The sequence below is a fragment of the Dactylosporangium sp. CA-233914 genome, assembly GCF_050942935.1.
GTDB lineage: Bacteria > Actinomycetota > Actinomycetes > Mycobacteriales > Micromonosporaceae > Dactylosporangium.
Genome location: NZ_CP192030.1, coordinates 1,113,640 through 1,129,903, shown reverse-complemented (window position 1 = coordinate 1,129,903; position 16,264 = coordinate 1,113,640). Strand labels below are relative to the sequence as shown.

Below are 16,264 nucleotides of genomic sequence, written 5' to 3'. Positions count from 1 at the left end.
GGGTGGAGTTGGTCGCGGAGACGGTGCGTGCGCGCAAGGCCGCGCAGGTGCGGCCACCACATCACCGTCGCCGCGGCGAGTCGACAGCGGACGTCATCGGCCTTCTGCGCGAATGAGGCTGGCGATGTCGGTGGCGATGCGGTCGGGGTGTTCTCCGTTGACAGCGTGGGAGGCGCCTGGGTACACGTGGACAGTTCCCCGGGTCAGGGCACGCCGGGCGGTTTCGGCCGCCTCCGGGGCATCGTGCATGACGGATGCGCCGGCGATGATCGCCAGGACGGGCCGGTCCAGCGTGGCGAGCTGCTGCTCGGTGATCCGGGTGGGTTGGGGTAGTCGGAGAGTGTAGTGCTGCATCCCGGCCTCGATCATGTCGGCGATGGGTACGTCCTCGACGGGAGCGCCGCCGGCGGTGTAGGAGTTGAAGCTGTCCCGCCAGGACTTCGGCAACCACGGCAACGAGGCGGGCAGGGATCGCAGGATTGTGCCCAGCGGGATGTTGGCGAAGACGTATACCGGGTCGATGAGGGTGAGCGTCTCGACGAATTGTGGCCGGTGAATCGCGAGGTTGGCCGCCGTCCATCCACCGATGGAAAGCCCCACGACGTGGAAAGCGTTTTCGGGTAGCGCGTCGAGGGTCTCGTGCAGCCACGTAGCTTGGTCCTCATCGCTGCTGATAGGGCGCCCCTGCACGCTCAGGCCGGGCTCGCCGAGCAGGTCGATGGTGTAGACGTCGCCGATCTCCAACAGGGAGGGCAGGTTATCGGCCCACACCGGCGACGCCGACGCACGGCCGGGAAGTAGCACCAGTGGGACGCCGGGCTCGCCCGTGCCGCTATCGGCAGTGCCGGCGAAGCGGTACACGCGCACGATGCCGAAACTGGTGCGCACATCGATGGTCTGGGCGGGTGAGGGCATGTCGGCGAATGCCTTGGTATACGTGGCGACGAAGCGATCCTGGCCGGCGGCGCTGTCCCAGTGGCCGATCGGGGAAGACGTGCGAATCATGAAGGCAACCACCAGGGTAACGAGGGCGCCGGCACGAGCGCGATGGGCACGCGGCGCCAGAAGCGGCGGGAAGGGCGCATCCGCGTCTCGAGCGAGACATCGACTGCGGCGGGGTCTGACACGGCCGAAACCCATTCTAACCGGTTGGTAGAAGATTCTACCGTAAGGTAGACTGGATTGCGTGGCAAGGAGAATGCGCGGCGAACAGCATGATGGGACAGACGAGTCACGACGTGAGCTGACGTTCACCGAGCGTGCCCGGCGAGCACAGTTGATCGAGGCCACGATCGAGCTGGTCGCCGACCGGGGTTACCCCAGCACGTCACTGGCGGGCATCGCCGAGCGCGCCGGCATCACCAAGGCCGCGGTGCTCTACCACTTCCCGTCCAAGGATGCTCTGGTGCGCGCCGCCTATGAGCACGTCCTGGAAGCACTTGTCAGCACGGTCTCCGCCGCGGTCGCGGCGGAGACCGACGGGCTGGCGGCCTACATCCGCTCGATGATCGGCCATCTCCGCGAGCATCCTGGGCACACCCGCATGATTGTCGAGGCGATGGGCCACGGCGACGGCGACCACGACCCGGAAGCGCGCTGGCGGCCACTGGCTGAGATCATCACCGTGGCCCGCGATGCGCGAGGGGCGCCGACCGACGAAGCGCGGACTACGGCGATCATCATTGGCGGAGCCATCGACGCGATCGTCGCCGAACGCCTCCGCGACCCGCGCTATGACACCGCCGCCGCTGCCGAGCAACTCATTCAAATGGCCGGCGCCACGATGACACCGCACGGCCACGGTCATGAGCCGACCCACGTGCCGGGGGCCTCGAGCCACCCATAGCTAGTCCGCCCCACCCACGAGTCGCGAACGGCCCGCCCAGTACTCCGCACGCAACTCCTTCTTCAGCACCTTGCCGACCGAGCTGCGCGGAAGTTCCCGGATGATCACGCTTTTCGGCGCCTTGACGGGGCCCAGCTGTTCCTTGCAGACCGCGATGATCGCGCTGGGATCGAGGTCCATCGCATCGACGGACTCCACCACAGCGGTGACCGCCTCTCCCCAATGGTCGTCAGGGACGCCGATGACCGCGCAATCGCGGATCTCCGGCATCGAGAGAAGGACACGCTCGACCTCGCTGGGGTAGACGTTGAAGCCGCCCGTGATGATCACGTCGCGGTCCCGGTCGACGATGTACACAAAGCCGTCCTCGTCCAACCGGCCGAGATCCGACGTCCCATGCCAGCCGTTGCCACGGTCGACCAGCGCGGTCTCGCCGGGGTTGTCGAGATAGCCCGTCATCCGCAGATCCGATCGCACGACGATCTCGCCGACCTCACCGGCGGGCAGCGACCGGCCGTTGCGGTCCAGGATCGCCACTCGCGCGACCAGGGACTCTCGGCCGGCACTGGCCAGCCGCATTTCCTTCTGCGGGTCGCAGAGTGCCTCTTTGTGATCCTGCGGGCTCATGAAGGTGCAGATCATCGGTGCTTCCGACTGCCCGTAGAACTGCGTCATCACCGGGCCGAAGATTCGCCATGCTTCCCGCAGCTTGTTGATGGACATGGGGGCAGCGCCGTACAGGAAGTACCTCAGGGACGAGTAGTCATGGTGCTCGACCTCGGGATGGGCGAGCATCGAGTAGATCGCCGTCGGCGGGAGGAATAGCCGAGTAATCTTGAATCTCTCGATGTCCCTCATGATTGCGGCGATGTCTACTCCCTGATGGACGACGGTGGTGCCCCCTTGCATGAGGACAGGCAACGTCAGGCCACCGGCTGCGTGTGTGAGTGGTGCGGCGGCCAGCTGGACCGGATGGGGCTCGGGGAGGTGGGCGAGGAACCCGTAGGTCTGCGTCATCAGCGCGCGGTGCGGAATCACGACGATCTTGGGGCGACCCGTGGTCCCTCCTGTTCCGGCCATCCAGGCAGCGTCCTCACTGCCGGCGCTCGGAGCAGGTGCCCGCGCGCCGGCGCGTGCCATCACGTCATCAAGCGAGGGATCGGAGCTGTCACCAGAGCCGGGGAGGAGGCGGACGCCCGTCAGCTCCTTCCCGATCGCCGTACGCAGGCCCTCCACCTTCGAGACGAGTGCGGGATGGTAGAGGATCGTGCGGGCATCGGTGGACTCCACGAGGGGGCCGATCTCCTGCACGGTCGAGCTGGCATTGAGCGGGACGTAGACGGCGTCCGCCCGAAGTATGGCCAGCATGGCCACGAACGCGATCGGGTGGTTGGTGCTCAGGACGGCGACGCGGTCGCCTCGTCGGACGCCGAGCCGAGTGAGGCCCAGCGCGATCCGATGGCTCATCTCACCGACGTCGTGGTAGGTCCATGCGTCGTCGCCGTCCGCGAGTCTGAGGCAGATCCGGCGCGGGTGAAGGGTCCAGCCCTTGTCGATCGTGTCAGTCAAGTTCATAGCGACCGTCCGCCACGTACGTCGGTGTGCGGGACTCCCGCGTGGCGGCCAGTGCCTCCCGGGCCTCGGGCAGCGGCGCCAGTTCGCAGGTGAGGCTTTGCTCGAATCGATAGGCCTGCTGGAGCTCCATGAACTCGATCTCGTTCATCGCGTGCTTGGCGAAGCGAAGCGTTGTGGGGCCGTGCCGTGCGATCATGCGGGCCCGCCGCAGCGCCTCATCCAGCAGATGCTCGGGCTCGACGACGGCGACGACGGCGCCGAGGCGATACATCTCCTGAGCCGGTATCGCCTCGGTGGAGAAGTACGCCCAACGGGCCATCGGCTGGGAGACCAGGCGGGAGAGGTGGGCGGCTGCGCCCATCACCCCGACGGAGACCTCCGGGACGCCGAAGCGCGCGTTGGTCGCGGCGATGATGAAGTCGGCCGACGCGGCGATCGCCAAGCCAGTGCCCAGGGCGCTGCCTTGGACTGCGGCGATGACCGGCACCGGGCAGCCCTGGATGGCGAAGAACGCAGCCCGGACGCGTCGCATCCGGCCGGGCGCGTTCTCGGCGGTCATGGTGGTGAACTCCTCGAGGTCGTTGCCGGCGCAGAAGTGGCGGCCCGCACCGGCGAGGATGACGGCGCGGACGTCTGGCCCGAGGGAGTCGATGTTGTTGAAGACATGCTCGATCTCCCGGTACATCGGTTGATGCACGGCGTTGACCGGGCCCCGTGCCAGCGTCACGGATGCGATCCCGGGCTCGTAGGCAACGGTCAGGAACTCGTAGTGCGCTGTCGTCATCGTCGCTCCGGTCACACTCGCTGCTCACGGCCGGCCCACAGAGCCTCGCGCAGCTCGCGCTTGAGCAGCTTCCCCGCAGCGCTACGCGGCATCTCGTCGGCAAAGTGGAAGACCTTCGGGCACTTGAAGCCGGTGAGACGCGACCGGCAGTAGTCGTGGAGCTCGTGGCCCAAATCGGGTTCGGCGCTTCCTTCGGGTACGACGTAAGCGACCACGATCTCGCCGAACTCGTCATCCGGAGCCCCAACGACCGCGACGTCGACGACCCGTGGATGTTCGTGGAGCACGCTCTCGATTTCTGCCGGGTAGATGTTGACGCCACCGGAGATAATCATGTCCGTCGCCCGATCGGCGATGTAGAGGAATCCGTCGACCATGTATCCCATGTCGCCCGTGGTCGCGAACCCAAGGCTGTCGTGCGTGTCGCGGGTCTTCTCGGGCGAGTTGTGATACTCAAAGTCCTTGCCCGGCCGGCGTACCCAGATGACGCCGGTCGTGCCGTCCTCGACCGGTGCGCCCTTGGCGTCGAGAATCCGGATCTCCACGCCGGGGATGCTCCGTCCCACGGATCCGGGATGCGCGAGCCATTCCGTGGCGGTGATCGACGTCGCCATGCCGGTCTCGGTGCCGCCGTAGTACTCGGTGATGCCTCGGCCCCACCAATCGATCATGTCCTGCTTGACGAGGCGGGCACATGGCGCGCCGCCGTGGGCGACGACGGAGAGCGACGCCCCGCAGAAGCGTGCACGGGTATCAGCGGGGACTCGCAGGAGACGGACGAACTGCGTTGGCACCAGGTGTACGTTGCCGACCTCGTACTGGTCGATCAGCTCGAGGATCGTCTCGGCCGGACACGCCGAGGGCGTGACCAGGGTGGAACCTGTCACCAGCGGCAGCAACGCGAACGACCACTGGGCCGAGTGATAGGCAGGTCCGGCGATCAGTGTCGTGGTCTGGGGCTGCATCGACATCAGCTCGAGGAACGCGGCCGCGCCCGCGGCGAACTCGGCGGCGGTGCTGAGCCCGTCGTTGTGGAGGACACCCTTGGGCCGGCCGCTCGTCCCTGAGGTGTACATCATCGGCCGGGTGCCGTACCTGTGTGCGGGCTCTTCTGAACTGCCGGCCAAGAGCGCTGTCTCGTAGTTGAGCGCACCGGGTAACCCAGCCACCTCTCCGATGACAACCACCTGCGGCGCCGTCGCGTCGTTAGCGCTGAAGGCCTGTTCAGCGACGTCTGCCTGCTCCGCGCCGACGAACAACACGCGCGAGCCGCTGTCGCTGAGAACGTAGGCAAGCTCCTCGTGTTGCCAGTGCCAGTTGGCGGGTACACAGATCACGCCGGCGTGGATCGCGGCCAGGGTGATCTCCCACCACTCGCGCGAGTTGCGGGCCATGAGCGTGATCCGATCACCGGGACGGCACCCCAGGTCGTCGAGCACATGCACGAGTCGGTTCACCCGAGCGTTCGTCTCTGCCCAGGTCTGGCTGCCGGCATCATCGATCAACGCGATCTCGTCAGGGCTTCGTCGAGCGTGCGGGGCGAGGAGCTCAACCATGCTGGACCAGCCCGTCGAGGTACGGCGAGAGCAGGTCGGCCTCGTCCGCCGCGCTGTGCGGTACCACGAACGGCTCGGTGCGCTGGATGGTCTCGAGGTGCTCGGCGACGCCCTCCGCCGTCACGGGGTCGGCGCCTGCATACCAGCCCGGCCCCACGCCTACGAAGACCCGCGCGAATCGCCCGCCTCCGGCGCTGAAGATCTGCTGGGTCACCTGGCTTGCCGGCGAGCACAGGTAGGTCACCAAGGGGACGACATGCTCCGGGTCGACCGCCGCGCCGGCGGCGCCCATGATCTCGGCAGTCATCCTTGTCCGGGCCATCGGGGCGACTGCATTGCACCGGACGTCCCGAGATTCCCCTTCGATCGCGATGGTGTTGGCGAGACCCACCAGGGCCATTTTCGCCGCCGCGTAGTTCGCCTGGCCGAAGTTTCCGAACAGTCCCGCGGCAGAGGTGGTCATCACAATCCGTCCGAATCCGCGTTCGCGCATCACGCGATACGCGGGAACGGTGACGTTGAACGCCCCGCGTAGATGGACGTCCAGAACATTGGCGATCTCGTCGTCCGCCAGCTTGCCGAACGTCCGGTCCCGCAGGATCCCGGCGTTGTTCACGAGCGCGTCAATGCGTCCGAACCGCTCGATGGCGGTGCCGATGATCGCCTCGCCTCCGGCGGGATCGGCGACGGATTCCGTGCTGGCCACGGCCGTACCCCCGGCGGCGGTGATCTCCTCGACGACCTCGTGCGCCGGGCCGGCGTCGGACCCGGTGCCGTCGACAGCGACGCCGAAGTCGTTGACGACCACCGCGGCGCCACGTCGCGCAAACTCGAGGGCGTAGGCGCGTCCAAGTGCTCGGCCGGCGCCGGTGACCACGACCACCCGGTCGGTGAAGTCTATCGATCTCACGCGGATTCCTTTCTTGGTTGTCAATGGCATTCGCCCGGCAGCCCAACCGGCGCGTGGCCTCGCGAGGCACCAGCACGTATCACTGAAGTGATAGACAGGGCGCTTCGCTATCGCAGCGGCGAGTAGGGAGCGGGGACCGCAGCGGCAATCGCCCAAGGGTCGCGGTCTGCCGCGGACGGGGCCGTATGCTCGTTCAGCACCGCATCGAAGATCTCCGCAGTCGGCGCCGTGCCGATCACCCTGGTCGAGCCGAAGTCGCCGAAGAGCGTGTCGTAGGCCATCGCGACGCTCACCTGGCCGTTGGCGTCGATCGCCCGCAGCGCGGTCGACAAGCCTCGGCGGACGGTGCGTTCGCCAGTGAGGCCGTAACGGCAGGTGGCGACGAAGTAGGGCGCCGCCAGCGGGACCTGCACCCTCCGCTCCCACCAGCCGTGGTCGACTGGGTCGAGCAGGGAACGGACGGTTCGGGCGTAGCGGATGTCGGTGCCGCTGATCCATTCGTACAGTCGGAGGTACGGGTGGTCGGGGGGAAGCTGGGCGATCCACCGGGCGCTGGCCGTAAGGTCTGCCAGGCCTGAGAGCGGCCCGTACAGGTGCAGCAGGTCGGTGCCAGTGTCGCCCGGAATGGTCCAGGCTCCCGCGAGTCCCAGGTTCGAGGACATGAGCACCGGAAGCTCGACGTCCGCGAACTCGGCAATGAAACGTGCCTGTTGCTCCTCAGCGGTGCGGGGGAAGTGCACCAGGCCCTCGACGACGTACCTCACGGTGCATGCTCCGATGCTTGGCCGGCACGAGCAGCAGGTCGTGCCAGGAACTCCGGGTCGATCATCGTACCGTGAAGCTGCTGGTAGTGGCTGTGTCCGAGCTGGTGGTGGGCGAAGGCGATAGCCATCGACGAGGCCCGGCCTTGTGCGTCCTGGGCGGCGTTGACGGACTCCTTTGCCAGGCGAAGGGCCAGGGACGGCCGCGAGGCGACTCGAGATGCGAGCTCGAGCGTTCGTTCCATCAGCTCGGCCACGGGGACGACATGGTTGACCATCCCTAGGCGATAGGCTTCGTGCGCACCGACCGACCTCGATGCGAAGAGCATCTCTTTGGCGATGCGGGACGGCAGCTCCCAGGGATGGTGGAAGAACTCGGCACCTGGGATGCCCATCTCAACGGTGATATCGAGGAATTGGGCGTCCTCCGCCGCCACGATCAGGTCGCATGGCCAGACCAGCATGAGCCCGCCCGAGATCGCCTTGCCCTGGACCGCCGCGATGCTCGGCTTCGGCAGATTGCGCCAGCGTTCCGAGAGGCCAAGGAACAGCTCCTTCTCCTGCGACATGACCCCCTCGACGCCAGCCGCGTGGTAGCCGCACCAGGTGCCAACCGGGTCACGGCTGTCCAGGACATCGATGGCGGAGGTGTCGCGGAGGTCGTGGCCGGCGGAGAAGTGGGGGCCGTCCGCGCAGAGCACGATGCAGCGCACGTCGTCGTCGCTTGCCGCGAGGCTGAAGGCGTCGTTGAGCTCGTAGAGGAGCTGGGCGTTCTGGGCGTTCCGCGCGTCGGCACGTGCCAGCGATATCCGCGCCACGCGGGGCATGGGGACGTCATAGCGGATGTGATCGAAACTCGTGTTCATCGTCGTAAGGTCCTCACGGAAGCACCTCGATGATCGTGGCGTTGGCCATGCCGCCGCCCTCGCACATGGTCTGCAGCCCGTAGCGGCCGCCTGTGCGCTCGAGGCCGTTGAGCAGGGTGGTCATGAGGCGCACGCCACTGGCACCCAGCGGATGGCCGAGGGCAATGGCACCGCCGTAGGGGTTCACCTTTGCCAGCGCCGCTCCGGTCTCCCGCTGCCAGGCAAGCGTCACCGAGGCGAACGCCTCGTTGCACTCAAACTGATCGATGTCATCGATGCCGAGGGACGCCCGCCGAAGGACCTTCAGCGTGGCCGGCCCCGGAGCATCGAGCATCACGACGGGGTCGGAGCCAGCGACGGCGAAGGAGTGGAACCGTGCGCGCGGCCGCAGTCCGAGTTCGGCGGCACGCTCCTGCGACATGATCAGCATTGCGGCGGCACCGTCGGTGATCTGGCTCGAGTTGCCGGCGGTGATCCGGCCGTCCTCGAGGAACGCGGGACGCAGGCCCGCCAGCACCTCCAGCGAGGTGCCGGGGCGGATGCCTTCGTCGCGGTTGACAAGCGTCGAAGGCGATCGGTCCTCGCCCTTGCGGTGCTCCGGCACGGCGATGATCTCGTTGGCGAACTCGCCGTCCTGGGTGGCGCGGCCGGCCAGCTCGTGACTTCGCACCGCGAACTCGTCGAGGTGCGTGCGAGTCAGGCCGTGTCGGTCGGCGAGCATCTCCGCACCGACGCCTTGGTGCGGCAGTCCGATCACACCATAGTTCTCCCGGTCGGCGTACCGGGAGGTTGCTGCCGGCCCCACCGGAAAGGTACCTGGGAGCATCGCGCTCATCATCTTGGTGGTTGACATCAGCTCGACACCGGCCGCGACCACGACGTCGTACGCCCCGGCCATCACTCCTTGGGCGGCGAAGTGGACCGCCTGCTGCGAGGATCCGCACTGCCGGTCCACGGTCGTGCCGGGCACTGACTCGGGGAAGCCGGCAGCGAGCGCCGCATAGCGCGCAATGTTCGCCGACTGGTCGCCGACCTGGGTGACGCATCCCATCACGACGTCGTCGATGGTCGATGGGTCGATGCCGGTGCGCTCGATGAGGGCCTTGAGCGTTTCGGCGGAGAGGTCCGCCGGATGCCAGCCGGAGAGTGCGCCGTCGCGCTTGCCTCCTGCAGTGCGGACAGCATCGACGATGACTGCGCTTCTCAAAGGGTTTCTCCGATCGTGTGTTGGGTTACCGTGGATGGGCTGGTTCCAAGTCCGCAGGAACCACAGCCGCCGCGTGTCCGCGAAGCACGACCGTCTCGTCCTGGTTGGTCACCTGCAGGTCGAGCTCGATGTGCAGCTGGTGTTCGTCATCAGCTTCCGCCCGGGTGACGCTCGCCGATGCCGTCAGAGTGTCGCCGGGCCAGACTTTCTCGGCGAAGCGTGCCGTATAGCTACGCAGGCCCAGCGGGCCGACGAGCGCCTGGAGGAACGCGCCGGCGGCGCCCATGGTGAGCATCCCGTGCCCGAAGACGCTGGGCAGTCCGGCGACGGCGGTGGCGTACACCTCGTCGGTGTGGATCGGGTTGAAGTCGCCGGACGCGCCGGCGTACTGCACGATCTGCGACCGGGTGAGGTTCTCGATGACGACTGCCGAGAAGCTGGTGCCTGGGGACCAACGGTCAGCGACGCTCACGACGCCGTCCTCTCGGTGACGACCCCGGTGGACGTGGCGGTGACCACCAGCTGCCCATGCTGGTTGCGGAACTCCTGCACTTTCTGGGTAAAGGCCAGCAAGCCACCCCGGCGTCCGACCTTGGTCCAGGTCTCGCCGGGCGACTCGGTCACAGTCAGCACGTCGCCCGGACGCACCGGTGCGTGATACTCGAACCGTTGCTCGGCGTGCAGCAGGTTCTTCGCATCGTCGTCCTCGGCCGTCACCCCGCTCGGATTTCGGCCGGATCCAAGCCACGGCCGGCCCGGTCGCGGCCGGAGCGGCCAGTCCTCGTCGAAGTGCACGTAGGCGGCGACGAAGGTCGGGGGTGCGGTGACCGACGAAGCGTCCCGCAGGCCGTCGAGCCGGTACATCTCGTGTTCGTCGCCGACGGCTCGGGCGAAGGTCATCACGTGCCCCCACTCGACGGGGAAGTGACTGGCGTGCATGGGTCTCCTCGGGGTTCGTGGACGTGGCCGGCCTGTCATCAGAGGCCCAGGAGCTCGGTGATCCGATGCATGCGTTCGGCCGGCAGGCTGAGCAGCATCGCGCTCGACTTCGCCCGCTTCAGGAACAGGTGCACCGGGTGTTCCCAGGCGAACCCGAGGCCGCCGTGGAGCTGGAGTGCGTGTGCTGCCACCCTCGTGAAGCTGTCGGACGCGGTGCGGTAGGCGATCGTGGCCCACAGCTCGGCGTCGGGCTCACCCGCGTCCATAACGCGGCTCGCCTCTGCCACCGCGCTGCGCGCGAGCTCCATGACCATGTACATGTCGCTGAGTCGGTGTTTGACGGCCTGGAAGGAGCCGAGCGAGCGACCGAACTGGTACCGGGCTTTCGCATGGTCCACGGCCATGCCGAGGCACTCCGCCGTCCCGCCCAGCTGCTCCGCCGCAAGGAGCACGATCGACCTCGTCGCCAGGACCTGCCGCAGCTCCGGTCCGGCGTCGGTGCGGCCGATCACCCGCGCCGGAGCGTCCCGGAGAGTGATCCGGGCGAGTTCGCGCGTGAGGTCGAAGGTGGCCTCGCGCCGGCGTTGCACCCGGTCCGGCTGCGTCGTGTCGACCTCGAGCAGGCAGGTTCCGTGACCGGGTAAGTCCGCGACCACAAGGAGCACGTCCGCCGAGGCTCCGTCCACGATGTGTGAAGCGGTGCCGCTGACCGTCACTCGCCCCGTGCTCCGTACACCGACCAGGTGCTCGGTGGGTACCGCGACGGCCGCGGTGACGCGGCCGGAGAGGAGGTCGGCCCACCACCCGCCAGCGTCTTCGACACCGTCACAGCACTGCACGGCGGGAGCGGCGAGCGCCAGCGTCGAGAGCGCGGGCACCGGCGCGAGCCGCTGGCCGAGGACCTCGAAGCAGGTCGCCATCAGACCAAGCGGCGCGAACGACCCGTCCGGCTCGGCCGACGCCAGATCGCCAAGCCCCAGGCCGTTGCATATCTCCTCCCACAGTTGGTGGTCCGTCACCGCGGCCGTCGGCGCCGGCATCGGCCGCACATCCCGCCGGTCAAGCAAGTCGACGAGCGACGAGCGCAGCGCGATCTGGTGCTCGTCGGCGCCCAGGATCCTCCATGCCGTCATCCGCGCCTCGTCTCACGCCAGGGGACGACCTTGTCCACGCGGGGTTCGGGCTCCAGACCGAGGATCCGTTCGCCGATCAGGGTCCGGAGGATCTCCGAGGTTCCGCCTTCGATTGAGTTGGCACGGCTGCGGAGATAGTCGTACTGCGGCGGCTCCTCGGCTTCGGAGCCGATGTCGGGTCGCGACATGGGGTAGCCGCGGGGGTACTCGAGCGCGTTCTGTCCGAGGAGGTCCATGCTGAACTCCGCGATGTCCTGATGGAGCTCGGCCCAGAACACCTTGTTCATCGGCCCGATGTTGCCGGTCGTGTCGGCCGCTGTCCGGCGCAGTGTCGCGGCCACCAGCTGCTCACGGATCCACAGGTCGGCCAGGCGAGCGCGGTCGGTCGGATTGCGGTGGTCGCACCGCTGCCAGAGCCGGATCGCCCGGTCGATCGGGTTGCCGCTGGAACGCACGACGTTCGACAGTGCGCCACGCTCGCTGGCCAGCGTGGCGAGGGCGACTGACCACCCGCCGCCTACCTCGCCGAGACGGTCGGAGTCGGGGATCACCACGTCCTCGAGGATGACCTCGTTGAACTCGGCTTCACCCGTGATCTGGAACAGCGGGCGCACGCAGACGCCCGGCGTGTCGAGCCTCAGGATGAAGAAGGTCAACCCGTGGTGCTTCGGCGCGTCGGGGTCGGTGCGGGCCAGGAGCATCGCCCACTGTGCCTCGTGCGCGAGTGAGGTCCACACCTTCGCGCCGTTGACGACCCACTGCTCGCCGTCGCGGCGAGCGGTGGTGGCGACGTTGGCGAGGTCGGATCCAGCGTTGGGCTCCGAGAAGAACTGGCACCAGATCTCCTGATCGGCGTAGATCCCCCGCAGGAGCGGGTGGTGATGAGCGCCTCCGTGTTTCACGAGCGTGGGCGCGGCCATGCCGACCGCGATGACGGAGCGCGGTGGTACCGGGGGAACGCCCCACTCGCTCAGCTGCGCCGCCACGGGTCCGGAGTCCGAGCGATCCAGGCCGAGCCCGCCTGCGCCGAGCGGAAAGTGCGGCCACGCCAGGCCGAGGTCGTATACGGTCGCGCGAATCTCCTCGGGCGTCCGGTTGCCGCCTTCCAACCAGCGGCGCAGCCGCACGAGTGCGTGGTGCGCGGCGTCTGACATGGTCGCCGTCACTGGTGCATCCTCATGCCGGCATCGATGCGGATACAGTCCGCGTTGAGGTAGTCGTTCTCGACGACGTGCTGGACGAGTCGCGCGAACTCGTCGGGAGCGCCTGCTCGTGCGGGAAAGACGAAGTCGCGCCGGCGCTGCTCCTTGATCGGATCCGGAAGCGCGGCATACATCGGGGTGTCGAAGACGCCCGGGGCGATCGCCATCACCCGGATTCCCCACGGCGCGAGGTCGCGGGCCATCGTGTGCACGAGCGGCACTAGCCCGCCCTTGGTGGCGGCGTAGGCCGACACTCCTAGGCTGCCGTCCAGTGCTGCGATCGACGACACGTGCACGATCACGCCTCTACCGGAGGGCGAGTCGTCGTTGCCAGCCATCGTGCGCGCGGCTTGTCGCGACACATCGAGAGCTGCGACCAGGTTGACGTCGACGACGGAGCGCCACTCATCGAGATCGATCATCGATCCGCTGCGGGACAACACGCGGCGTGGTGCCGACCCGCCGCCGGCGCAATTGACCACAACGTCGAGCCCGCCGATGCTCCGGGCGGCGTCGAGCGCGCGGGCGACGTCGTCGGGAAGGGTGAGATCGCCGGTCACTGTGGCGGCGAGCGCTGACTCGCGTGCCAGTCGCGAGAGTCCCTTGTCGTCGCGGTCGAAAGCAACCACGCGGGCACCTAGTCCGGCGAAGCGGGCGGCGGTTGCCGAGCCCAGGCCGGAGGCGGCCCCCGTGACCAGGACACCTGCGCCATCGATCTGCATGGCTGACCATCCCATGGTTCAACGCGGGGCGGGAGTCGCCCTCGCTGCCAGGGACTGTAGGAAGGGATGAGCGGGGCTAGGAACTTCGGACAACCCTGCACTTAGCGTTGGGCGGTCGTCGCGACCCTGCGCCGCGGTGGTGGTCAGTCTATGGCGAGTCGACCCTCGTCCGCCGCTCTGGCCAGATCGAGCCGGTTCTTGCAGCCGGCCTTGACGTACAGGCGGCTCAGGTAGACCTCGACGGTCTTGACGCTGAGCGACATGACGTCGGCGATCTCCTTGTTCGACCGGGCGGCCTGAACCAGCCGCGCCAGCTGGATGTCGGTCTCGGTCAGGGCGTCCGTTCTGGTGCGAGGGCGCCGGGGCACGCGGAAGCCGTGTTCGCGCAACTCGATCGCCGCGGACCGCCGCCAAGGCAACGCGTTCAGCTCACCGAAGACCTTCATCGCCTGGGTGAGATTGGTCTCCGGGTCGATATCGAGACAGCCGAGCGTGAGCAGCGCGCGTCCCTCGAACAACCTGAACCCGTGGTCGACAGCTTCGCGCAGCACTTCCTGAGCCATTTCACCAGAGGCCTCCACGCGCGCCAGTGCGAGCCGCGTCTCGAGTCGCACCTGACGGCTCGCGGCGGCCACTCCTGAGCGTTGGTCGACTTCGCCAAAGCAGTCCCAGGCCGTCGCCTCGTCGCCTTGCGCCACCGCCGCCGAGCTGAGCATGGACAGCAGGCCGGCGCGGACCTCCCCGGGAAGGCCCTCCTCGCCCAAGGCCGCCTTCAGCCGCTCGGCGCCGGCGCCGGCACTGCCCTCCAGGATTTCGATCTCGGCAAGTGCCAGTGTTCGCATGGCCCTGACGAACTGCGGTGCCGGCACCGGCGCCGCAGCCACCCGCAGGGCGTCGGCGAACTCGCCGCGGTTGGCGAGGATCCGGGTCCTGATGTGCCGCATGAGGTGCAGGTAGCTCGCGTTGCCCGACTGCGCCAGCGGAGCATCGGCCTGCTCCGCGATGCGCAGCGCCTCGTCCCAGTGCCCGTCGGCGAACCCGACTGCGGCCCGCGCATACTGGACCCCCGGCACGTAGATGCCCCAGGCGTCTCCTCGTAGCAGGGCCTCGGCTTTGGACGCCGCACGCGCGCTCGCGGTCAGGTCGCCCTCGACCGACCGGACGTGGGCGAGAGTCGCCCAAGCGTGCAGCCTGACCTCATCCGGTGCCTGGTCGATGATCCCGGTGAGCAGGGCGGCGTCGTCTCGGAGCCCGTCGAAGTCGCCAGCGATGCACTGGGCGTGCAGGAGGCTGCCGAGCATGTTGACCTGGCCGCGGATCGAGTGCTTCGCCAGGGACCCGCGGACCCGTTGTACGCGCCTGCGCGCCTCCGCGTCACGCCCGGAGACGGCGAACAGGTACGCCGCCTGGGCGTCCCGGAGTTCGTCGATCCCCTCGGTGTCGGTGCGCAGGATGGTCTCGGCCTCCTCGACCGCGGAGGTTGCCTTCATCGCCTCCGTGACAACCGGCAGCAGCCACGGGTAGGCCTCGGACGACCCCGCTCCGGGAGCGTTCAGGAGGGCCCGACCGACGTCGACCGTCTCCTCGGGTCGGCCGGCCAGCAGATTTGCACGTGCGAGACGGGCGGTGAGCTCAGCGACACGTTCGGGCGGACCGTTCACGTGGGAGAGGATGCGCCGGTAGCACTTGACGGCCATCTCAGGGGACCTGGCGGTCAGGTGGCCGGCCGCGGTGACCAATCGGGCGATCTGGGCCTCATCGGTGGTGCTCGACAACCGGAGCAGATGGTGAGCGACGCGCTCGTGGTGCACCACCGGGCGCGAGCACAGGGTATCTGCTGCCGACCGGTGGATGCGGTCGCGCGACGCCGGTCCCAGGCTCGCGTACAGAGCGTCGGCGAGCCAGGGCACTGACATGACGTACCCGTCCGCGTCCGGGGTGGCGGCGATCAGGCTCGCCTCCACGAGAACGTCGAACTCACGGGCGGCTGCCGCGAGTGGCAGCTCGCACATGTCGGCGACCAGCGGCAGGTCGTCGAGGGCCACTGACGTCAGCGCCGAAACGGCGAAGGCGACGGCACGCGCCGCTGTGCCGAACCGATCGAGCAGGCGGCTGACGAGGACCGCGTCCAGCGGAGGAGTCACGAGGTGACCGTGCCGGGCGAGGTGCTTCGCGACGAGGGGGTTGCCACCCGCCGCGATCGCGAGTTGTTTGACGTCCGGCTCGGACAGGCCGGGCTCGACCGCGCGGATGATCGCGGAAACGGCAGCCGGACTGAGCCGCGGTAGGTTGACGACGTGCAACCGCGACTCGTCGAGGAGGCGGACCGCCTCGGTTGTCACCAAGCTCGGCCAGGGCAGACCTGACGTGACACTCACGACGAGGACCACCTGGTCCGCCACAGTCATGGGAGATGTGGTCACGTCCCCGAACGCGACGGCTCGGCCGTTCCCTGTGGCGGACGCCTCGAAGATGGTCGCGTCCTCGAGCTCGGCAGCGTCGATCACGGGCCACCCGCAGCTGCGGCAGGCCTGCGCGACGGACCGCAGCAGATGCGAGGCGCCTGCGCCGGGGCCGCCCTGCACCACAACGAGGCCACCGGTGGTACGGAAGCCGGAGACAGCCTCCATCACCGCGGATTTGACGCCGGCGGCCGGATCGAGGGCTGGATCCTGACCCAGCGCAGCTTCGCGAGTTCTCGCGCCACGTTTCGGGGTCACCGGCTACCTCTCAGGATCTCGTCACGCCCGCCAAGAGCGGCTG

The 16,264-nt window shown here is 68.2% G+C and carries 16 protein-coding genes; 2 read left to right on the top strand and 14 right to left on the bottom strand.

Annotated elements, in window-relative coordinates; genetic code table 11:
* Nucleotides 1-93: 93 nt before the first annotated feature.
* A complete protein-coding gene (locus ACQPY0_RS05240) occupies nucleotides 94-1,017 on the bottom strand; it encodes an alpha/beta fold hydrolase (protein ID WP_432985485.1) in 924 nt (307 codons plus the stop codon).
* A gap of 181 nt (nucleotides 1,018-1,198) precedes the next feature.
* On the opposite strand from ACQPY0_RS05240, the gene ACQPY0_RS05235 reads away from it, so the two are divergent.
* Nucleotides 1,199-1,846 carry a TetR/AcrR family transcriptional regulator gene (locus tag ACQPY0_RS05235; RefSeq protein ID WP_432985482.1) on the top strand — a complete coding sequence of 216 codons (648 nt, stop codon included), beginning with the start codon at nucleotides 1,199-1,201 and terminating at the stop codon, nucleotides 1,844-1,846.
* Here the strand turns inward: ACQPY0_RS05235 and ACQPY0_RS05230 are convergent, their stop codons facing one another.
* The 13 genes from ACQPY0_RS05230 to ACQPY0_RS05170 all read right to left on the bottom strand — a co-directional run bounded on the left by ACQPY0_RS05230 (nucleotide 1,847) and on the right by ACQPY0_RS05170 (nucleotide 15,546).
* Nucleotides 1,847-3,415 (bottom strand): AMP-binding protein, encoded by a 1,569-nt coding sequence (locus tag ACQPY0_RS05230; protein WP_432985479.1) that lies wholly within the window; start codon nucleotides 3,413-3,415, stop codon nucleotides 1,847-1,849.
* Nucleotides 3,408-4,205: an enoyl-CoA hydratase-related protein gene (locus ACQPY0_RS05225; protein ID WP_432985476.1), complete on the bottom strand. Its 798-nt coding sequence runs from the start codon at nucleotides 4,203-4,205 to the stop codon at nucleotides 3,408-3,410. The genes ACQPY0_RS05230 and ACQPY0_RS05225 overlap by 8 nt, the downstream gene beginning before the upstream one ends.
* An 11-nt stretch (nucleotides 4,206-4,216) precedes the next feature.
* A complete protein-coding gene (locus ACQPY0_RS05220) occupies nucleotides 4,217-5,761 on the bottom strand; it encodes an AMP-binding protein (RefSeq protein ID WP_432985473.1) in 1,545 nt (514 codons plus the stop codon).
* Nucleotides 5,754-6,671 (bottom strand): SDR family NAD(P)-dependent oxidoreductase, encoded by a 918-nt coding sequence (locus ACQPY0_RS05215; RefSeq protein WP_432985470.1) that lies wholly within the window; start codon nucleotides 6,669-6,671, stop codon nucleotides 5,754-5,756. The genes ACQPY0_RS05220 and ACQPY0_RS05215 overlap by 8 nt, the downstream gene beginning before the upstream one ends.
* A 107-nt stretch (nucleotides 6,672-6,778) precedes the next feature.
* The gene (locus ACQPY0_RS05210) at nucleotides 6,779-7,411 is read right to left on the bottom strand and encodes a hypothetical protein (RefSeq protein WP_432985467.1); all 633 of its coding nucleotides are present in this window, start codon (nucleotides 7,409-7,411) and stop codon (nucleotides 6,779-6,781) included.
* Nucleotides 7,412-7,431: 20 nt separating this feature from the next.
* Complete coding sequence (locus tag ACQPY0_RS05205) at nucleotides 7,432-8,298, bottom strand: enoyl-CoA hydratase (protein WP_432985464.1); 867 nt, start codon at nucleotides 8,296-8,298, stop codon at nucleotides 7,432-7,434.
* A 13-nt stretch (nucleotides 8,299-8,311) separates the two neighbouring features.
* Nucleotides 8,312-9,505, bottom strand: coding sequence for a thiolase family protein (locus ACQPY0_RS05200; protein WP_432985461.1), 1,194 nt, complete (start codon nucleotides 9,503-9,505; stop codon nucleotides 8,312-8,314).
* Nucleotides 9,506-9,530: 25 nt separating this feature from the next.
* Nucleotides 9,531-9,977, bottom strand: coding sequence for a MaoC/PaaZ C-terminal domain-containing protein (locus tag ACQPY0_RS05195; RefSeq protein ID WP_432985458.1), 447 nt, complete (start codon nucleotides 9,975-9,977; stop codon nucleotides 9,531-9,533).
* A complete protein-coding gene (locus ACQPY0_RS05190) occupies nucleotides 9,974-10,444 on the bottom strand; it encodes an FAS1-like dehydratase domain-containing protein (protein ID WP_432985455.1) in 471 nt (156 codons plus the stop codon). The genes ACQPY0_RS05195 and ACQPY0_RS05190 overlap by 4 nt, the downstream gene beginning before the upstream one ends.
* Nucleotides 10,445-10,482: 38 nt before the next feature.
* On the bottom strand, nucleotides 10,483-11,577 hold the full coding sequence (locus ACQPY0_RS05185; RefSeq protein WP_432985452.1) for an acyl-CoA dehydrogenase family protein: 1,095 nt from the start codon (nucleotides 11,575-11,577) through the stop codon (nucleotides 10,483-10,485).
* Nucleotides 11,574-12,743: an acyl-CoA dehydrogenase family protein gene (locus ACQPY0_RS05180; protein ID WP_432985449.1), complete on the bottom strand. Its 1,170-nt coding sequence runs from the start codon at nucleotides 12,741-12,743 to the stop codon at nucleotides 11,574-11,576. The genes ACQPY0_RS05185 and ACQPY0_RS05180 overlap by 4 nt, the downstream gene beginning before the upstream one ends.
* A complete protein-coding gene (locus tag ACQPY0_RS05175) occupies nucleotides 12,740-13,501 on the bottom strand; it encodes an SDR family NAD(P)-dependent oxidoreductase (protein WP_432985446.1) in 762 nt (253 codons plus the stop codon). Before ACQPY0_RS05175 ends, ACQPY0_RS05180 begins: the two co-directional genes overlap by 4 nt.
* A gap of 143 nt (nucleotides 13,502-13,644) precedes the next feature.
* Nucleotides 13,645-15,546: a LuxR C-terminal-related transcriptional regulator gene (locus tag ACQPY0_RS05170; protein ID WP_432985444.1), complete on the bottom strand. Its 1,902-nt coding sequence runs from the start codon at nucleotides 15,544-15,546 to the stop codon at nucleotides 13,645-13,647.
* A gap of 102 nt (nucleotides 15,547-15,648) precedes the next feature.
* Here ACQPY0_RS05170 and ACQPY0_RS05165 point away from each other — a divergent pair, with 102 nt between their 5' ends.
* Nucleotides 15,649-15,789: a hypothetical protein gene (locus ACQPY0_RS05165; protein WP_432985442.1), complete on the top strand. Its 141-nt coding sequence runs from the start codon at nucleotides 15,649-15,651 to the stop codon at nucleotides 15,787-15,789.
* Nucleotides 15,790-16,264: the final 475 nt, after the last annotated feature.

What these genes read in the sequence shown, in the direction of transcription:
- ACQPY0_RS05235 (WP_432985482.1), top strand. Translation starts at nt 1,199, where the DNA reads ATGCGCGGCGAACAGCATGATGGGACAGACGAGTCACGACGTGAGCTG.
- ACQPY0_RS05225 (WP_432985476.1), bottom strand. Translation starts at nt 4,205, where the DNA reads ATGACGACAGCGCACTACGAGTTCCTGACCGTTGCCTACGAGCCCGGG.
- ACQPY0_RS05220 (WP_432985473.1), bottom strand. Translation starts at nt 5,761, where the DNA reads ATGGTTGAGCTCCTCGCCCCGCACGCTCGACGAAGCCCTGACGAGATC.
- ACQPY0_RS05205 (WP_432985464.1), bottom strand. Translation starts at nt 8,298, where the DNA reads ATGAACACGAGTTTCGATCACATCCGCTATGACGTCCCCATGCCCCGC.
- ACQPY0_RS05190 (WP_432985455.1), bottom strand. Translation starts at nt 10,444, where the DNA reads ATGCACGCCAGTCACTTCCCCGTCGAGTGGGGGCACGTGATGACCTTC.
- ACQPY0_RS05185 (WP_432985452.1), bottom strand. Translation starts at nt 11,577, where the DNA reads ATGACGGCATGGAGGATCCTGGGCGCCGACGAGCACCAGATCGCGCTG.
- ACQPY0_RS05175 (WP_432985446.1), bottom strand. Translation starts at nt 13,501, where the DNA reads ATGCAGATCGATGGCGCAGGTGTCCTGGTCACGGGGGCCGCCTCCGGC.